This window comes from Rhizobium sp. L1K21, from assembly GCF_024055895.1.
In the GTDB taxonomy this organism is placed as follows: domain Bacteria; phylum Pseudomonadota; class Alphaproteobacteria; order Rhizobiales; family Rhizobiaceae; genus Ensifer_A.
In genome coordinates, this window is sequence record NZ_JAMXLE010000001.1 from 1026886 (window position 1) to 1043587 (window position 16702).

Below are 16702 nucleotides of genomic sequence, written 5' to 3' on the forward strand. Positions count from 1 at the left end.
TGCCCCTCGAAAACAGGAGATTGCACAGCTATCAGTCGTCGTCAACCACGCGAAGGTTTAGCATGCCGGTGCGGCTTTCAACCTGTTTGCTTGCGCCCGATTCACCGGCTTTTTCAGATGCTATTCTACCGGTCTCGAACTCCATCGCCTCGATCTTTTCGCCGCGCTTGATGAGCTTGCCGGTGGAGGTCAAAATCTGTTCGACATCCTTCTGGCTCATGTTGAAATGGTTCTGCAGCTTGCGCACCCGGTCGTCGAGCCGCGAAAGGTCTTCCATGAGGTTGATCACCTCGCTCTGGATGAGGTGCGCCTGCTCGCGCATGCGGGCATCCTTGAGTACCGACTGGATCACCTGAATGGACAGCATCAACAGGGAAGGGGAAACGATGACGACGCGGGCCTTGTGCGCCCGCTGGATCACACCTTCGAAATTCTCATGCAGCTCGGCGAAGATGGATTCGGATGGCACGAACATGAAGGCGGTGTCCTGGGTCTCGCCCTTGATCAGATATTTCTCTGAAATATCCTTGATGTGCACTTCCATGTCACGGCGAAAGGATTGGCCGGCCTGTTTGGCCGCCTCGGCATTGTCGGCGTCGCGGATCGCATTGAAAGCCTCCAGCGGAAACTTGGCATCAATCACCAGCGAGGGCTGGCCATTGGGCATCTTGACCGTGCAGTCGGGCCGCGAACCGTTCGACAATGTGGGCTGAAATGCGAAGGCGCCCATCGGCAGGCCATCGGAAATAATCGTTTCCATGCGCGACTGGCCGAAGGCACCGCGGGTCTGCTTGTTGGACAGGATGGCTTGAAGCCCGACCACATCCTTAGCGAGTGTCTGGATGTTGTTCTGCGCGTTGTCGATCACGGCCAGACGCTCCTGCAATTGCCGCAGGTTTTCGTGTGTCGATTTGGTCTGCTCGGTCATGGAGTTGCCCAGCCGCTGGGTCATGCCGTCCAGGCGTTCGTTGATGGCCTTGTTCAGTTCGGCCTGGCGGGTGCCGAAGATTTCCGCCATGGAGGCCATGCGTCCCTGCATCTCGGCCTGTGCCTTGAAAATCTCGGCCAGGCGCGCTTCGGCCTCCGCGGCCTGTCTGGCGGCTTCATCCCTTTGGCTTTGCGCGATATTCCTGGCGCGGCTGGCGAGAATGTAGATGAACGCCAGCGCGATGATCGCAGCGGCAATCAAAAGGGCGTCGCCAAGCGTGACGATACCGGAGCCGGTTTGAAAAAGCGCGTTTTCGAGAATCGTTTGTGTCTGCATGTGTGCAGACTAGCAGATTTTGTCCGCGGCGTGGATGCACGATGGAATGCAGCTGCCTTTCACCTGTTCTTAATGCGAATTCTGTTATGGTAAATTTCATGTTTGGTAACCATTGGTGTTCAAGTTTGGAAGGGACGAAAGGGTCCGGTTACAGGTGGGTGAAATGAATGAATACAACCATAAGGTGTCTTTGGAAGAAAGACTGAGGTTTATCAACCTTGATGCAGACGCGCTGAAGCAGCTGGCGGGAATGGGTGATGATGTTCGCGAGATTGTGGGACCATCTCTCGAGCATTTCTATTCTGTCGTTTCGACAATTCCGCATTTGAAGGCCTTTTTCTCCAATCCGCAGCATATGGAACACGCCAAGAATGCGCAGGAGAAGCATTGGGCCAAGCTGGTGGCGGGCTATCTCGACAACGACTATGTCAACGGTGTCGTAAAGGTCGGCGAAGCGCATGCGCGCATCGGACTGGAACCGAACTGGTATATTGGCGGCTATGCCGTTCTTCTGGAACAGATGATTACCAAGCTGATGGTCAAGCGTTGGCCGTCACGCTTTTCGCGCGGCGGTGCCGAACAGATGGGCGCCGAAATCAGCGCACTGGTGAAAGCCGCACTTCTCGATATGGATTATGCAATTTCGGTTTATCTCGACCGGTTGGAAGAAAAGCGGCGAGAGGCAGACGCCGAGCGCGAGCGTAACCGCCAGGAACAGGAAAGGGCGCTCAATGAGCTTCGCCGGGTTCTGGAGGCGCTGGCAGATCGTGATCTTGTTACACGGATGAGCGATGAGCTGCCGAATGCGTTTCGTGAAATGTCGAAACATTTCAACGGCAGTTCCGAAAGCCTGCGGGGTGCGGTCGATGGTGTCCGCGTGTCTGCCGAGCAAATTCTCGATGCGGCAGGCGCGATCACCAAGGTCTCCGAGGAGCTGTCGCAGCGCACCGAGCAGCAGGCTGCCGGTGTCGAAGAAAGTTCCGCGGCACTGACGCAGCTTTCGGAAAGCATTCGCCAGACCGCCACACGGGCATCCAACGCCTCTTCGACGGCAGGCGAGGCGCTGGCTGTTGCGCAGACATCCGGCACCGTTGTCACCGAAGCCGTGCAGGCGATGGGGGCAATTGAGAAGTCTTCGGATGACATTGCCAAGATCATCGGCGTGATTGATGAAATTGCCTTCCAGACCAACCTGCTGGCGCTGAATGCCGGGGTGGAGGCTGCGCGCGCTGGCGAAGCGGGCCGCGGTTTTGCCGTCGTTGCCCAGGAGGTTCGCGAGCTTGCCCAGCGCAGTGCGGCAGCAGCGCGCGAAATCAAGACGATCATTTCCAACAGCTCAAGTCAGGTTGCCACCGGCGTGGAGTTGGTGAACAAGTCCGGCCAATCCCTGGAAGAGATCGTTGAGAAGGTGCGGGCGCTCACGCAGCTTATTCAGGAGATTTCCACGGCGACGGCGGAACAGTCGGGCGGGCTTGGCGAGGTCAGTCAGGCGGTTTCCGATATGGATGTGATCACGCAGCGCAATGCCCATATGGCTGAGGAATGCAGCAGCCAGACCCAGCGGCTGACGGCTGAAGTTGAGAAGATGACCCAGTCGCTTCGCGGCTTCAAGACCCGCATGGAGAGCGGAAACCGATCGTCTTCAGGGGGCTCGGGACATGACAGCGCCACTGCCGCGCGCCAACGCATGGCAAGCTGACAGCAATAAGTCGGCAGTGCGGTCGCTTCCGATCGCTTGACTGAAAACGCCGGATGGGCAAACCTCCGGTGTCTTTTTCATGACTTAAGGGGATGGCGTTGTCATACAATCAGCCGCTGGGTGGAAACGAAATGCCGCGCTTTGCGGGGCCCGGCACGTTCATGCGTTTGCCGGCAGCCGAAAGCGCTGAGGGTCTCGATGTGGCCTTTATCGGGATTCCGATGGATATTGGCGCAAGCCACCGCTCTGGAACCCGTTTCGGGCCGCGCCAGATCCGGGCGGAAAGCACGATGCTGCGTCCCTATAATATGTGGACACGGGCCGCGCCGTTTGAATGCCTGCAGGTGGCCGATATCGGTGATGTGCCGATCAACACGTTTGACTTGAAAGACAGCGTGAAGCGGATTACCGCCTTTTACGACAAGGTGCTGGATGCCGGTGCGCTGCCGATGACGATGGGCGGGGACCATACGTTGACGCTTCCAATCTTGCGTTCCATTGCGAAGAAGCATGGACCCGTTGCGCTGATCCATGTGGATGCCCATGCCGATATTAACGAACATATGTTCGGCGAGGAAATTGCGCACGGAACGCCCTTCCGTCGCGCCTATGAAGAAGGGTTGATCGTGCCGGAGAAGACCTTCCAGATCGGATTGCGCGGCACAGGCTATGGTGCTGACGATTTCGATACGGCGCGGGGTTGGGGCTTCACGGTCATCCAGGCCGAAGAGCTTTGGCACAAATCGGCAGCGCCGCTGATTGCAGACATTCGCGAGAAGATTGGCGATACGCCCGTCTATCTCACATATGATATCGACAGCCTTGACCCGGCCTATGCGCCGGGAACGGGGACGGTGGAAATTGGCGGGCTGACAACCATGCAAGCGATGGAGATCATCCGCGGTTGCCGGGGGCTCAATCTGGTCGGCTGCGATCTCGTTGAAGTGTCGCCACCCTACGATCCGTCCGGCAATACGGCGCTGATTGCATCAAACCTGCTTTATGAAATGCTTTGCGTGCTGCCGGGTGTGTCGGGTGAGCTTCGCTAAAGGCTGTCACATAAGCGATGCAATCCAGTTGAAAGCAGCTGATTCATCGGTTACATGAGCGCCATGACGATCAAGCCACTTATCTATTTGCCCGACCCGTTGCTCAAGCAGGTTTCCAAGCCCATTGAGACGGTGAATGCAGACCTGCAGAAATTTGCCGACGACATGCTGGAGACCATGTATGACGCACCGGGCATTGGACTTGCCGCCATTCAGGTGGGCGAGCCCATCCGCATGCTCGTGCTCGACGTGTCGAAGGATGAGGAAGACAAGAAGCCGCAGGTTTTCATCAACCCGGAAATCCTTTCTTCGTCCGATATGCGCTCGACCTATGAAGAGGGCTGCCTGTCCATTCCCGGTTATTACGCGGAAGTGGAGCGTCCGGCGGAAATCAAGGTTCGTTATTTGGACCGTGACGGCAAACAGCAGGAGCTTGATGCCGAGGGCATTCTGGCCACCTGCCTGCAGCATGAAATTGACCATCTCGACGGTGTTCTCTTCATCGATCATATCTCGCGTCTGAAGCGTGACATGGTGGTCAAGAAGTTCACCAAGGCAAGCAAGACGGGCACGCTGCCGAAATTCTGAACGAAAACGGGCAGGGCAGGCCGATGGCACTACGCATCATTTTCATGGGAACGCCGGATTTTTCCGTTCCGGTTCTGCGCGCACTCCATGCGGCGGGCCACGAGATTGTGGCTGTTTATTCGCAACCGCCGCGCCCGGCGGGTCGCCGCGGGCTGGAGTTGAAAAAGTCGCCGGTGCATGAGGCCGCAGACGCGCTTGGCCTTGAGGTGCGCACGCCGCTCAACTTTAAAAACGAAGCCGACCGGGACGCATTTGCAGCGCTTCATGCCGATGTTGCTCTGGTGGTTGCCTATGGGCTTCTGCTGCCTGAAGCGATTTTGAACGGGACGCGGCTTGGCTGCTACAACGGCCATGCCTCGCTCTTGCCGCGCTGGCGGGGGGCTGCCCCCATTCAGCGGGCCATCATGGCGGGCGACGAAGAAACCGGCATGATGGTGATGAAGATGGACAAGGGGCTCGACACCGGCCCCGTGGCGCTGACGGTACGCATTCCGATCAGCGAGACGATGACGGCGGGTGACTTGCACGACAGGCTGTCGGCGGCCGGTGCTGATCTGATGGTGGAAGCCATGGCCAAACTCGAAGCGGGCGATCTGCCGCTGACACCGCAGCCGGAAGAAGGCGTGCTCTATGCGGCCAAGATCGACAAGGCCGAAACCCGGATCGATTTTTCCAAACCGGCGCGGGACGTTCACAACCATATTCGCGGATTGTCGCCCTTTCCCGGCGCATGGTTTGAGATGGAGATTGGCGGCAAGGCGGAGCGGGTGAAGGTGCTGGAAAGTTCGCCCGGCCTTGATGTTGGTGCTGCGGGCACAGTGATTGGCGATGGCGTCGTGGCTTGCGGTGAAGGCTCCGTGCGGCTCGAACGGTTGCAGAAGGCGGGCGGCAAGCCGTTGGCGCTTTCCGATTTTCTGCGCGGAACGGCCATGCCTGCGGGCATGAAGGTAGGCTGATGCCGCGCTATTTCCTCACGGTCGAATATGACGGCACACCCTATGTCGGCTGGCAGCGGCAGGCCAATGGCAAATCGGTGCAGGGCGTGCTGGAAAAGGCGATCTTTGATTCCAGCGGCGAGACCGTGACAGTGGGCGGCGCGGGGCGCACCGATTCCGGGGTGCATGCCTGCGGGCAGATCGCGCATTTCGACCTTTCCAAAACCTGGAAGCCCTATGTGCTGCGCAATGCGCTGAACGCGCATATGACGATGGCGGAAGAAGCGGTTTCGGTTCTTGAGGTCGCGGAAGTGCCGGATGAATATGATTCGCGCTTTTCCGCCGTCAAACGGCACTATCTCTACCGCATCATCAATCGGCCTTCGCCCATTCCGCTGCAGGCCAACCGGGCCTGGTGGGTGAAAAAACATCTGGACCACGAGGCCATGCATGAGGCCGCACAGCGGCTGGTGGGCCATCACGACTTTACCACCTTCCGCTCGTCGCACTGCCAGGCCAAGAGCCCGGTCAAGACGATGGAGTTTCTCTCCGTTTCACGCGATGGCGAAGTGGTGGAAATCCGCGCCTCGGCCCAGAGCTTCCTGCACAACCAGATCCGCTCCTTTGCCGGAACGCTGAAACTGGTGGGCGATGGCAGCTGGACACCGGATGATGTGACCGCCGCACTGGACGCCCGCGACCGCAAACGCTGCGGCCCCGTGGCGCCCCCCGGCGGGCTCTATTTCCTGCAGGTGGACTACAAGGACCCGCTGGATTTGAAGACGCCGGATTTACGGGGTGTTGGTGGGTGAGGGGTCGTTTGTTCTTAGTCGTTCCGTCTTGTTTAAAGATCGAATAGCTTTAAGAGGAAATTCTGCCTTGCGTCCCGTATGTGTAACGCAACCATATGCGTGGTTGCCCGAAGGCATACATCTTACGACAGTGGTGCCTTAACAGCACTTAGGAGATCATAATGTGGCGGGATAGGCTGGCTTCTTGCTCCGCGGAGGGGGCTTGACATCCGTGCCTACTCCACTCAATATTTTATTAGAGGTGGACTTTATCCCACCAACGGTGCAGCCAAAGTGTGTTTCCGGTCACTCCTGAAGGCTAATATCGGAAAAAAACCGGGTTAGAAGGCCGCGCTGTAAACGGCGCGGTCTTCAATCTAGAGCGATAAAATTAGCGCAGCGAACTGAAGTAAATCTTTCCAATTTCGGTAGCCGGTTTTGGCGCAAACGCTGTGTAGCCAGGACGCTTCACACCTCCCCTTGTCTTATCGTAATATACTGATAATATACCCGACAATATAAATTGAAATCCTTGATGTAATTCGCTGTCATTAAGCTCCACATACATGTATTTTGCAAAGCTATTTTTAGGGGTAAGATTAAGAGGTGGGCGCGTTTTGAATACATGCCAAGCGGAAAGATCGCCGATGAACCCTACCATGTCGTCGAAAACACTGTTGCTTCCGTATAGGATTTTAAGCTTTTCAAATAGTTTTTTCTCTTTCTTTTCTCGCTTGTCAGCAAGGTCAGAATCGGTTGCGACTAAGGCAAGAAAAGGCCCGCGGCGGCGAGCCTCCACATTGCTGTCGTCACAGCGGCAAGCCTTTGAAGCGTCTAGAAGTGCATTACATTCTGCGACGATCTCTGCATCTCGGAGAGTCTTTTTAATGGACAACACTGCTACTACGCCCTCAGGCGGAACAATAACGGTATCGACCATTCGTTGGAAGACGGGATAAATTCCAGAGTCATAGACAATTATATCAAGCTGGGTCGTGTGTAAGTCTTGTTCCCCTGATCTTGAGCGATCATTATTTCCCAGCTTAACCGCAGGCCGGAGGATAAAACCAGTCAGCACCTCGAGGTCTTTTGGTAGATACTTTTGAAGGTACGCGCGCACCAGTGTTTCCACATACCGACCGTCTTCGCCGCGATGCTCCGCCCCTGCTGCATTTGGATTCGGCAGTAAGGTCTCGAACTGCTTGTAGACAGCTAGGAGTGATTTGACCTCCTGATTCCAGAAAGCTTGTAATCGTTGACCGTCCATATGACCCTTCTCGGTGAACAGATGGTTGTGCTGGGCATACGCGTATTGAAGACGAGTAGTCCCGACAGTTCAACCAAAATCAATACGTCGAATGAAGGCATGTCCGTTTTGTGGGCTTTAGTCTGCTGCCGACTCAATCGGTCGAGCGTAAACATCTCCATTATAGCCGAACCTGGTAACTGCGGCGAGGTGAGACGGATTCCGCTCGGGCGTCACCACCACCGCGCCCTGCTAACAGCAATATCCGCAAAGCTCGGTTAGCGCGTGTTATCGATAAGAGCAACACAAGGAGCGCAGGAAGAGGCAGCACTGTTCCTGGTACGATTGATCGCGAGTAACTTACAGTTTTTACTGATCGCTGACGTCCGTACCACCACCTTGGATGCCTGTTTTTCTCAATGACCTTCTTCGCAGCTTTCATTCAGCTGGCGACCCCATTTCAGTTATTCACACCACAGCCCGATCTCGGCTCCAAAAACCTGTCAAAGCCCCACCCCAATCACCCCGGAATCTTCGACGCAATATACTGCGCAAATTCAAAATTCGGGCGTTCCAGGTGTGACAGTGCGCCGGGGCCGCCGAGTTTGGAGAGGAGGCCTTGGTAGACTTTTTCGGTGCAGCCCTTGTCTTCGTCGTTGACGGAGTCGAGGAGGGCTTTGACTTTGACGAAGTTTTCCTGGGCTTGCGGGTCGTTGACATAGTCGGGGTGCAGGCCGCCGCCGTAGAGGACCTTGACCTTGCCGGGGCCATCGGGATGCAGCGAGAGATACCAGAAATAGCCTGGTGTCAGCGTGATGAAGAGGGCGGGGTAGACGGAGATGAGCCAGGTCTTGGTGCGCTGATCGCCTGTCAGTGTCGTGTTGGCCGGATGGGCGTTGGTCAGCGGCGCATCGTCGGTCTTGAAGATGTAGTGGTAGTTGAAGGCCGGGAAGCCTTCAGGACAGGTCATCTTTTCCAGCGACACGAAACCGCCGATGGTGTCGGAATGACAGACGGGCAGGTGGTAGCTTTCCATGAAGTTTTCGCCGAGCACCTTCCAGTTGGTGTTCCAGTTCAGTTCTTCGCGGAAGGTCTCGGTGTAGCTTGCCATGTCGAGATAACCGACGAGATTATCAAGCTCTTTGAGATGTTCATGCGGTTCGGGCGCATCCGGGTTGAGCGTCACCATGATCCAGCCGTTCCAGTCGACACAGCGGATGGAGGGCAGGCTGATCTGGTCCTTGCAGAAGCCTTCGTTCAGCGTCATGCCCGGTGCGCCGCGAAGGGAGCCGTCCAGATTGTAGGTCCATGCGTGATAGGGACAGACGATGGCGCGGGCGCGGCCACGGCCTTCGAGCAGGGTGGACATGCGGTGGCGACAGACATTGGAAAGGGCGCGCAACTGGCCGTCGCGGTCGCGCAGAACGATCACCGGTTCGCCTGCAATGTCCATGGTGAGATAATCACCCGGTTCCTTCAGGGCGTCGGCACGTCCCGCGCAAAGCCATTCCTTGGCGAAGATGTGTTCCAGCTCCTGCGCGAGGAATTCCTCGGATGTGTAAACGCTCTTCGGCATGGCCGTGGCGCTGGAAAAGGGGACGGAAACGTTGGCGCGCAACTGTTCGGCGGGGGAAAGCTCAGCATTATGGACATTCATGGACGTTCACCTCGACAATGCCATCTGTTGTGATCCCGATATCAAGGGACAGGAGGAGCCTAACTCATTTGTTTACGAATGAAAATAGTGCCTTTCGGATTTTGTGCGTTACAGCGATACGCCGAGATATGTCTGCAGAATGGGGGTGAGGATCAACGAGGTGAGGAGTGTGGTCACTGCAAGGCTGATGGCAGGGCCTGTCGTGATTCCGTTCATCATGCGGTAGATCGAGTATGATGCGTAAATGGCACCGGCGAGCCCGATATTCATCAATATCCACCACAGGACCACGCCGCCGGGTGCGAGCATCTGCAGCGCGGACAGGGTGCCGGAATAGATCGAGAAAGGCACCGATAGCCAATTTGTGGCAACCACCATGCTTTTGAAATGCTGCGCTTTTTTCATGTAGACGAGAAGGGCGGCAACGAAGATGATCTGCAACAGCCAAATGGTCAGATCCAGCACGGCCATGCGGAAGATGAAGAGCGCGCCGGTGTCGCCGACGCCGCCAAATTCGATATAGGTGCTGCGCCAGGAAAGCCAGGAAACCAGCATGCCAGGCAGGCTCCAGGCAATCGCCCAGAAGGAGCGGGAGACGCCACGCTCGGATATATCAAGATTGCGCCAGCCAGCGGGATTGTGGCGGATCAGTTGCAGAATGCCGCGAAGATAAAAGAGAACCTCTTCAAGTCCGGGCATCAGCAAACCAGCGTTCAATGAAGGTTTCGTAGATCTGTGTCAGTGTTTCCAGATCGGCAAGGGCAACGCGTTCGTCGACCATATGCATAGTCTGGCCAACAAGGCCGAACTCAACGACCGGGCAATAGTCCTTGATGAAACGGGCATCGGATGTGCCGCCGGTGGTCGAAAGCTTCGGGCGTTCACCGACAACGCTTTCCACAGCGCCAGCCAGCGAAGAAATCAGCTTGTCGTCACGGGTTAGAAACACATGGCTTGGGCGGATCGACCAGGCGATTTCATAGCGTACCGGCGGGCGCTCGCCGCGCAGATTGCCTGTGCGGGCTGCCTTGTCCAGCCGGGTGATGATTTCCTGCTTCACGCTGTCTGCCGTCCACAGATCGTTGAAGCGGATATTGAAGACGACCTTGGCGGCGGCGGGAATAACGTTGGTGGCGGCATTGCCCGTGTCGATGGAGGTGACTTCGAGATTGGTTGGTGGAAATTCATCCGTTCCCTGGTCGAACGGAACTTCCATCAGCGCGTTGGCAAGCTGCACCGCGCCGCGCAGCGGATTGTCGGCAAGATGCGGATAGGCGGCGTGGCCCTGCGTGCCGAAAACGGTGATCCAGCCGGAGATGGAACCGCGGCGGCCGATCTTGATCATCTCGCCGAGTTTATCCGGATTGGTCGGCTCGCCGACCAGGCAAGCGTCCCAGGTTTCGCCGGCCTTGGCCATGCGCTCCAGAAGCTTGATCGTGCCATTGACCGCATCGGCCTCTTCATCGCCGGTGATGAGGAAGGAGAGGGAGCCGGGAAGCTTGCCGTGTTTCTCGATATAGCGGGCAGCCGCGGCCACGAAGCAGGCAATGCCGCCTTTCATGTCCACCGCGCCGCGGCCATACATTTGCCCGTCGGCAATTTCGGCGGCAAACGGCGGATGGGTCCAGGCGGCCTCATCGCCCACCGGCACAACATCGGTGTGGCCGGCAAACATGAGATGCGGGCCTTCGCCGCCCAACCGGGCGTAGAGATTTTCAATATCGGGTGTGTTTTCGTCCGTCTCGGTTGAGCGCTCAACCTTGAAGCCAAGCGGGCTCAGCATTTCGGTGAGCGCGCCCAAGGCTCCGCCTTCGGCAGGCGTAACAGACGGGCATTTGATGAGAGCGGCGAGATTCGCCTTGGGATCAGTGACATTCATAATGGCAAGAGTTAGCCGATTGGCGCTCGCCTGTCACCGTTGATTTTGGGGTATCGGCTTCTGCCGAAAGCATCAGGATGGCCTGTTCGGCAACCTGCCATATTGATTTGCGCCATCCGTGCCGGGCCAGACCATGAGGGCGAAGACGGCGAGAATGGAGACGGCTGGAATGAAGGTGGAAAGCGCCAGTGGACCGGGAAGGCCGAGGTCGTGCAGGCGCTTGAAGGACAGGAAAAACAGGGAAAGCGCGGAGGCGACCGTCAAGACGAGCGTGGCAAGAAACCAGGTTGCTGCACCGGAATCGTTACCTTCCTGATCGGCAATGACGAGCTTTGTGATGGTGAAGGCCGAGAGCGCCACCCAGAAGAAAAAGGCCAATATATAGGGCTGACGCCCGATCCGCCCGGAGTGGCCGAAAAACAGCCATGTCATGCTCGGGGCGGAGGGGTCTTTGTTGGTCATCGTTGCCCTTAGTCGCGCAAGAGGTCGTTGATACCGGTCTTCGAGCGGGTCTTCTCGTCGACCGTCTTGACGATAACGGCGCAGTAAAGGTTCGGGCCGGGTTCACCGTTTGCCATCGGCTTGCCGGGCATGGTGCCTGCGACAACGACGGAATAGGGCGGCACTTCGCCATAGGAAATTTCACCAGTGGCGCGGTTCACGATCTTGGTGGACTTGCCGATGAAAACGCCCATGCCGAGCACGGAGCCTTCGCGGATGATGCAACCTTCGACGACTTCGGAGCGCGCGCCGATGAAGCAATTGTCTTCAATGATGGTGGGGCCTGCCTGCATGGGTTCGAGAACGCCGCCGATACCGACGCCGCCGGACAGGTGAACGTGCTTGCCGATTTGTGCGCAAGAGCCGACCGTTGCCCATGTATCGACCATGGTGCCTTCATCCACATAGGCGCCAAGATTGACGAAGGAAGGCATCAGAACGACGCCGGGGGCCACGAATGCCGAACGGCGAACGATGGCGCCTGGAACAGAGCGGAAACCGGCCTTTTCATATTCATGGGCCGTCCAGCCGTCGAACTTGGAAGGCACCTTGTCCCACCATGTTGCTTCGCCGGGGCCGTTCTTGATCACGTCCATGGGGTTCAGGCGGAAGGACAGCAGAACTGCCTTTTTCAGCCATTGATGGACGGTCCAGTTGCCGTCATCCCCGCGGGTGGCAACGCGCGCCTTGCCTGCGTCCAGCATGTTGAGTGCGGCCTCGACAGCGTCGCGTACTTCGCCTCTCGTTCCTGTATTGACCGCATCGCGGTTTTCCCAGGCGTTTTCAATGGCGGTTTCCAGTGCTGCAAGATCGGGTGCGGTCATGGGAATTCCTTAATGTTCATCGACTAGCCTCATCCGAAAAGACTACAAGGGTAGAACCGGACGCTTTGGAGGCATTTCCTAAGCGAGAGGTTCAGTCCCGTCAATCTGGAAGAGAGGTTTTGCATGGTTGAGCGCAACAAGAGGCCGGAGGCACATGCCGGGTGGGAGGCGCTTCGCGACAACCGCAGTGACCGCGAGCGTGCGGACATCATTCCAAAGACACCGCAATCAGCATCACCCTCCTATCGGCTTGCCTATGCTGACCAGGATTTCATGCATCGCGAAGAGCTGCGCCCTGTGCGCTTCCAGCTGGAGCTTTTGAAGGCCGGGCTGGTTCTGGAAGAACACGGTATTCGCTCCACCGTGGTGATTTTCGGCGGGGCGCGCATTCCTGAACCCGGCAAGGAAGCCTGGGCGGCGCGCAACGAGGTGCAGCGCAAAAATCTAGAGGCAGCATCGGTCTATTACGATGAGGCGCGCAAGTTTGCCCGCTATTGTTCAGAGCGTTCGGCGGAATACGATCACAAGGAATTCGTGGTTGTCACTGGCGGGGGACCGGGTGTGATGGAGGCTGGAAACCGCGGTGCGCATGATGTTGGCGCGCCAAGCGTGGGGCTCAATATCGTGTTGCCGCATGAGCAGGCACCTAATCCTTATGTGACGCCGGAACTGAGTTTGAACTTCCACTATTTCGCGATCCGCAAGATGCACTTTCTGATGCGGGCGAAGGCGGTCGCGATCTTTCCTGGCGGTTTTGGCACAATGGATGAGTTGTTCGAGACGGTGACACTGATCCAGACCCGGCGCATGGAGCATATTCCGCTCATTCTATTTGGCGAAAAATTCTGGCGGTCCATCATCAATTTCGAAGCTTTGGCGGAGTTTGGAACGATCGCGCCAGAAGACCTGAAGCTCTTGAACTTCGTCGAAACGGCCGATCAGGCCTGGGCGGTGGTTGAAGAGCATTACCGGCAATTGGGCAATGGCGGGGCCTGAGCGGGCAAAAGGGGAATTCACATTGTATTTTTGTGGCTATCTGACCGGCGCGGTTGCCGATGAAACACGCACGAACTGGGACGGTAACGGGCCGCGACCCATAACGTGGAGTGCATGGTTTCCAACGCACGCTGAACCGAATGATGCGAACCGGGCCAAGGATGGACGGCGGATATTTCTGCTTGGCGATATAGTCGAAGGTGCGTCACTGAGTGGCGACAAGCCGCAATGGCCGGTTGTCATGCTCTCGCATGGCACGGCGGGCTCTGCCGAGGAATTGGGCTGGATGGGACGCGAACTGGCCAGGCGCGGCTTTATTGCCATTGCGCCGAACCATCATGGCAACACCGCCCATGAGACGTTTCGGGAGGAAGGCTTCATCTGCTGGTGGGAGCGGGCGGTTGATCTGTCTGAACTGTTGACGCAGTTGAGTGCTGAAGGTCCGTTTGCCGGGCGGCTTGATCTGTCGCAGGTGACGGCTGCGGGATTTTCGATTGGCGGTTATACGGCGCTGGTGCTGGGTGGTGCGCGCACATCCGTCGAGCGGTTTTACGCTTGGCGGGCCACGACAGACAAGGCAGGGGGGAGCGGAATGGTGTTTTCGAACCTGGAAGCGCGCATTCCAGAGTTGCTGGTGACATCGGCCGCGTTTCGTGCTGCCTACGAACGGCAGGATCGTGATTTGAGCGATGCGCGCTTTGCATCCATCTTCGCGATGGCGCCTGCGCCGCCGGTGCGGGGGTTCTCAGAGGACAGCGTGGCGGCGTTTTCAGTTCCCGTCCATCTGGTGACCAGTGATGCGGATACGATCGCGCCGCGCGCAGAATGTGCGGACTGGCTAAAGGTCGTCAATCCCGCCTTCAAGCTGTCTTCGGTTGGGGAAGCCGTCGGGCATTTCAGCTATCTTGGTCTCGGCTCACCTGTCGGCAAACGATTGAGCCCGAGGGTATTTGCCGACAATGAGGGTGTTGATAGGGCAGCGGTGCATGCCCGCATTCTGGACGTCATGTTCGTCGATCTCGGCGCCTTTAAAGAAGCGCCTGCAGAAAACGTGTCAGGTCGTCGCTGACATAGTCGATGTGGTGATCGTCGGCGGAGACCTTTTCCCAGCGCTCCATGACCGTGCCGGTCATATCCTGGGGCACCAGCAGAACGGTTTTCATGCCGAGCGTTTTGGGGACCTGCAGGTTGCGGGGCAGGTCTTCAAACATCACCGCGTTTTTCGTCTCCACCCGGTGAAGTCCCATGAACTTGTTATAGGTCTCTCCGGCAGGCTTTGGCACATAGTCGGCAGCGACGATGTCGAAAATATCATCGAAATGATCGAGGATGCCGAGACGCCGGGCAGTGTCTTCGGCATGGGCGACGGTGCCATTGGTGAAGATGAACTTGCGACCGGGGAGCGCCTTGATCGCTTCGCCGAGTTCGGCGTTCTCCGGCACGACGGTGTAGTCGATCGCATGGGCGGCATTCAGGAAGGCGGTCGGGTCCGCCTTGTGATGCAGGATCAGGCCCTGCAGCGTCGTGCCATGCTCGTGATAATATTGCTTTTGAATGCGTTTGGCTTCCGCCGGCTCCACTTGAAGGAGCTCTGAGACATAGGCGGTCATGTTCTTGTCGATCTGCGCGAAGAGATCGACATGGTGGGGGTAAAGCGTATTGTCCAGATCGAACACCCATTCGGTGACGTGGTCGAAATCGGACTTCTGGGGGAGACTCGGTTTTTCTATCATGGGCTGGTTATGACACGGGGCTTGAACGGAGGGAATGGCATTATGCCACCGAGGTGAGACTGTTCCACACACCGGGCGTCATGCCATAGGCTTTCTTGAACTGGCGGGTGAAATGGCTCTGATCGGCAAAGCCTGTAGCAAAGGCGGTCTCGGTGAGCGGCATGCCGTCCAGCATCAGTTGGCGCGCCTTTTCCAGCCGCCGCATGATGAGATAGCGGTGGGGACTGGTGGCATAGAGGGCGCGGAAGTGCCGCGCGAGCGTGAAGCGATCCATGCCCGATGCAGCTTCGAGGTCGGCAGAGGTTACCGCGCGCTGCAGGTTTGCATTCAGGTAGGCGCGGGCAGCCTCTGTACCCTGGTGATTGAGTGTTGTGCGGGGGGTGGCTTTGCCGGTCGCATGTCGCGTCAGCCCATCGGCGATATCGGCCAGAAGCTGGCTTGTGGCGAGGTCGTCCATGTCGGTTTCGAGATCGGCGAGGGCAATCAGCAGCGCTTGCTTGAGTTTTTCGTCGGAAATGACCGGGTTGGCGACAAAGGGCAGCGGAGATGCATCGTTGCCAAGTGCCTGCCGCAGGGCCGAAGGCTCCAGGTAGAGCATTCGATAGACCAGCCCATCCTCGGTGCCCGCGCCACCATCGTGAAGCTCGTCAGGGTGCAGGATGATGAGGTTTCCGGGCGTGGAAAAGCGGGATACGCCGCGATAGCTGAAGGTCTGCACGCCGGAGACGGTAATGCCCAGCGAATAGGTGTCGTGGCGGTGCGGACTATAGGCCTTGCCGAAGAAATGTGCGCCGATGCGCGACATGCCGGGCGCGTCGCGTGCAGCCGTAATGCCGCTTGCCTGCGGGCTCTCGCACAAACGTCCAAGACCACTCAGAAAGGTTTCGTTTATCTCCGGTTTCATGCGGCGGAGCTTATCTGCCGAGGAAACAGGAGCCAATATGTTCGACACAAAAATCGTTATCGTCCTGCGCAATGATCTGGCCGAATGGCAGGCGCTCAATGTCACAGCGTTTCTCGCCACCGGCATTGCGGGCCATATGCCGGAGATCATCGGTGAAGATTATGTGGACCGCGATGGTTATGTCTATAATCCGATTTCGGTGCAGCCGATGATTATTCTGGAGGCTGACGGAGACTTGATGCGCAAGATCCATCGCCGCAGTCTGGAGCGCGGTGTCAGAAGCTCGCTTTATGTGGAGGAGATGTTTGCAACCGGCCATGATGCAGCCAACCGGGCCGTTTTTGCCGATTATGGACCTGACGACGCCAAAGTGGTGGGCATTGCCTTTCGTGCAGAGAAGAAGGCGGCCGACAAGATTACCAAGGGTGCGAAGATGCATCGGTGAAGGCCGATTGTCGCGCATTGTCTTTGGTGATAGAAGATCGACATGATCAAAACGGCTGATATTGGTGCGCATTTTGACGTGCAGGACAGGAAACTCCTGCCTGGCCGTTTTTTCATGGCACTCAGCGGTGCCGTTCTTACCCGCCTATCGTAATCCTCAAGCGGACAGCGCGTCCGCAATTTCCGACTTTT

General features: G+C 57.4%; 17 protein-coding genes. 8 read left to right on the forward strand and 9 right to left on the reverse strand.

The annotated features are described in order from the left end of the window. Nucleotides 1-31 precede the first annotated feature (31 nt). Nucleotides 32-1264: a DNA recombination protein RmuC gene (locus NHF56_RS04890; protein WP_252802096.1), complete on the reverse strand. Its 1233-nt coding sequence runs from the start codon at nt 1262-1264 to the stop codon at nt 32-34. 163 nt (nt 1265-1427) lie between these two features. Between NHF56_RS04890 and NHF56_RS04895 the strand changes: the two genes are divergently transcribed. The 5 genes from NHF56_RS04895 (at nt 1428) to truA (ending at nt 6347) form a co-directional block, all read left to right on the forward strand. Next, nucleotides 1428-2963: a globin-coupled sensor protein gene (locus NHF56_RS04895; protein WP_252802098.1), complete on the forward strand. Its 1536-nt coding sequence runs from the start codon at nt 1428-1430 to the stop codon at nt 2961-2963. 92 nt (nt 2964-3055) lie between these two features. Continuing rightward, on the forward strand, nt 3056-4012 hold the full coding sequence (gene speB, locus NHF56_RS04900) for an agmatinase (RefSeq protein WP_252802100.1): 957 nt from the start codon (nt 3056-3058) through the stop codon (nt 4010-4012). A gap of 63 nt (nt 4013-4075) precedes the next feature. Next, nucleotides 4076-4600, forward strand: coding sequence for a peptide deformylase (def, locus tag NHF56_RS04905; RefSeq protein ID WP_252802102.1), 525 nt, complete (start codon nt 4076-4078; stop codon nt 4598-4600). Nucleotides 4601-4623: 23 nt separating this feature from the next. Next, entirely contained in the window at nt 4624-5556 is a 933-nt protein-coding gene (fmt, locus tag NHF56_RS04910; RefSeq protein ID WP_252802104.1) for a methionyl-tRNA formyltransferase, read from the forward strand. Further along, complete coding sequence (gene truA / locus NHF56_RS04915; protein ID WP_252802106.1) at nt 5556-6347, forward strand: tRNA pseudouridine(38-40) synthase TruA; 792 nt, start codon at nt 5556-5558, stop codon at nt 6345-6347. The genes fmt and truA overlap by 1 nt, the downstream gene beginning before the upstream one ends. A 370-nt stretch (nt 6348-6717) precedes the next feature. Here truA and NHF56_RS04920 read toward each other — a convergent pair whose 3' ends face one another. From NHF56_RS04920 to dapD, 6 genes are all read right to left on the reverse strand, one after another. Further along, nucleotides 6718-7593, reverse strand: coding sequence for a DUF6602 domain-containing protein (locus NHF56_RS04920; protein WP_252802108.1), 876 nt, complete (start codon nt 7591-7593; stop codon nt 6718-6720). Between the two features lie 499 nt (nt 7594-8092). Next, on the reverse strand, nt 8093-9229 hold the full coding sequence (locus tag NHF56_RS04925; protein WP_252802111.1) for an aromatic ring-hydroxylating dioxygenase subunit alpha: 1137 nt from the start codon (nt 9227-9229) through the stop codon (nt 8093-8095). A 108-nt stretch (nt 9230-9337) separates the two neighbouring features. Further along, complete coding sequence (locus NHF56_RS04930; RefSeq protein WP_252802113.1) at nt 9338-9946, reverse strand: hypothetical protein; 609 nt, start codon at nt 9944-9946, stop codon at nt 9338-9340. Continuing rightward, the gene (gene dapE, locus NHF56_RS04935) at nt 9915-11108 is read right to left on the reverse strand and encodes a succinyl-diaminopimelate desuccinylase (RefSeq protein ID WP_252802116.1); all 1194 of its coding nucleotides are present in this window, start codon (nt 11106-11108) and stop codon (nt 9915-9917) included. Before dapE ends, NHF56_RS04930 begins: the two co-directional genes overlap by 32 nt. A gap of 72 nt (nt 11109-11180) precedes the next feature. After that, nucleotides 11181-11570 carry a DUF805 domain-containing protein gene (locus tag NHF56_RS04940; RefSeq protein WP_252802118.1) on the reverse strand — a complete coding sequence of 130 codons (390 nt, stop codon included), beginning with the start codon at nt 11568-11570 and terminating at the stop codon, nt 11181-11183. A gap of 8 nt (nt 11571-11578) precedes the next feature. After that, nucleotides 11579-12433, reverse strand: coding sequence for a 2,3,4,5-tetrahydropyridine-2,6-dicarboxylate N-succinyltransferase (gene dapD / locus NHF56_RS04945; protein ID WP_252802120.1), 855 nt, complete (start codon nt 12431-12433; stop codon nt 11579-11581). A 123-nt stretch (nt 12434-12556) separates the two neighbouring features. Between dapD and NHF56_RS04950 the strand changes: the two genes are divergently transcribed. Together NHF56_RS04950 and NHF56_RS04955 are read left to right on the forward strand one after the other, a co-directional pair. After that, a complete protein-coding gene (locus NHF56_RS04950; RefSeq protein WP_252802121.1) occupies nt 12557-13429 on the forward strand; it encodes an LOG family protein in 873 nt (290 codons plus the stop codon). Between the two features lie 22 nt (nt 13430-13451). Beyond that, a complete protein-coding gene (locus tag NHF56_RS04955; protein ID WP_252802123.1) occupies nt 13452-14498 on the forward strand; it encodes a hypothetical protein in 1047 nt (348 codons plus the stop codon). Here the strand turns inward: NHF56_RS04955 and NHF56_RS04960 are convergent. Further along, nucleotides 14458-15162: a pyrimidine 5'-nucleotidase gene (locus tag NHF56_RS04960; RefSeq protein WP_252802125.1), complete on the reverse strand. Its 705-nt coding sequence runs from the start codon at nt 15160-15162 to the stop codon at nt 14458-14460. The genes NHF56_RS04955 and NHF56_RS04960 overlap by 41 nt on opposite strands. Before the next feature lie 40 nt (nt 15163-15202). Continuing rightward, nucleotides 15203-16066, reverse strand: a complete 864-nt coding sequence (locus tag NHF56_RS04965) for an AraC family transcriptional regulator (protein WP_252802126.1) — start codon at nt 16064-16066, stop codon at nt 15203-15205. A gap of 37 nt (nt 16067-16103) precedes the next feature. On the opposite strand from NHF56_RS04965, the gene NHF56_RS04970 reads away from it, so the two are divergent. Further along, nucleotides 16104-16511, forward strand: a complete 408-nt coding sequence (locus NHF56_RS04970; RefSeq protein WP_252802128.1) for a DUF2000 family protein — start codon at nt 16104-16106, stop codon at nt 16509-16511. The last annotated feature ends 191 nt before the right edge of the window (nt 16512-16702 follow it).

Coding starts and splice junctions, on each gene's coding strand:
- speB (WP_252802100.1), top strand. CDS start 3,056: ATGGCGTTGTCATACAATCAGCCGCTGGGTGGAAACGAAATGCCGCGC.
- NHF56_RS04970 (WP_252802128.1), top strand. CDS start 16,104: ATGTTCGACACAAAAATCGTTATCGTCCTGCGCAATGATCTGGCCGAA.
- NHF56_RS04960 (WP_252802125.1), bottom strand. CDS start 15,162: ATGATAGAAAAACCGAGTCTCCCCCAGAAGTCCGATTTCGACCACGTC.
- truA (WP_252802106.1), top strand. CDS start 5,556: ATGCCGCGCTATTTCCTCACGGTCGAATATGACGGCACACCCTATGTC.
- def (WP_252802102.1), top strand. CDS start 4,076: ATGACGATCAAGCCACTTATCTATTTGCCCGACCCGTTGCTCAAGCAG.
- NHF56_RS04890 (WP_252802096.1), bottom strand. CDS start 1,264: ATGCAGACACAAACGATTCTCGAAAACGCGCTTTTTCAAACCGGCTCC.
- NHF56_RS04965 (WP_252802126.1), bottom strand. CDS start 16,066: ATGAAACCGGAGATAAACGAAACCTTTCTGAGTGGTCTTGGACGTTTG.
- NHF56_RS04920 (WP_252802108.1), bottom strand. CDS start 7,593: ATGGACGGTCAACGATTACAAGCTTTCTGGAATCAGGAGGTCAAATCA.
- fmt (WP_252802104.1), top strand. CDS start 4,624: ATGGCACTACGCATCATTTTCATGGGAACGCCGGATTTTTCCGTTCCG.
- NHF56_RS04950 (WP_252802121.1), top strand. CDS start 12,557: ATGGTTGAGCGCAACAAGAGGCCGGAGGCACATGCCGGGTGGGAGGCG.
- NHF56_RS04895 (WP_252802098.1), top strand. CDS start 1,428: ATGAATGAATACAACCATAAGGTGTCTTTGGAAGAAAGACTGAGGTTT.
- dapE (WP_252802116.1), bottom strand. CDS start 11,108: ATGAATGTCACTGATCCCAAGGCGAATCTCGCCGCTCTCATCAAATGC.
- dapD (WP_252802120.1), bottom strand. CDS start 12,433: ATGACCGCACCCGATCTTGCAGCACTGGAAACCGCCATTGAAAACGCC.
- NHF56_RS04940 (WP_252802118.1), bottom strand. CDS start 11,570: ATGACCAACAAAGACCCCTCCGCCCCGAGCATGACATGGCTGTTTTTC.
- NHF56_RS04925 (WP_252802111.1), bottom strand. CDS start 9,229: ATGAATGTCCATAATGCTGAGCTTTCCCCCGCCGAACAGTTGCGCGCC.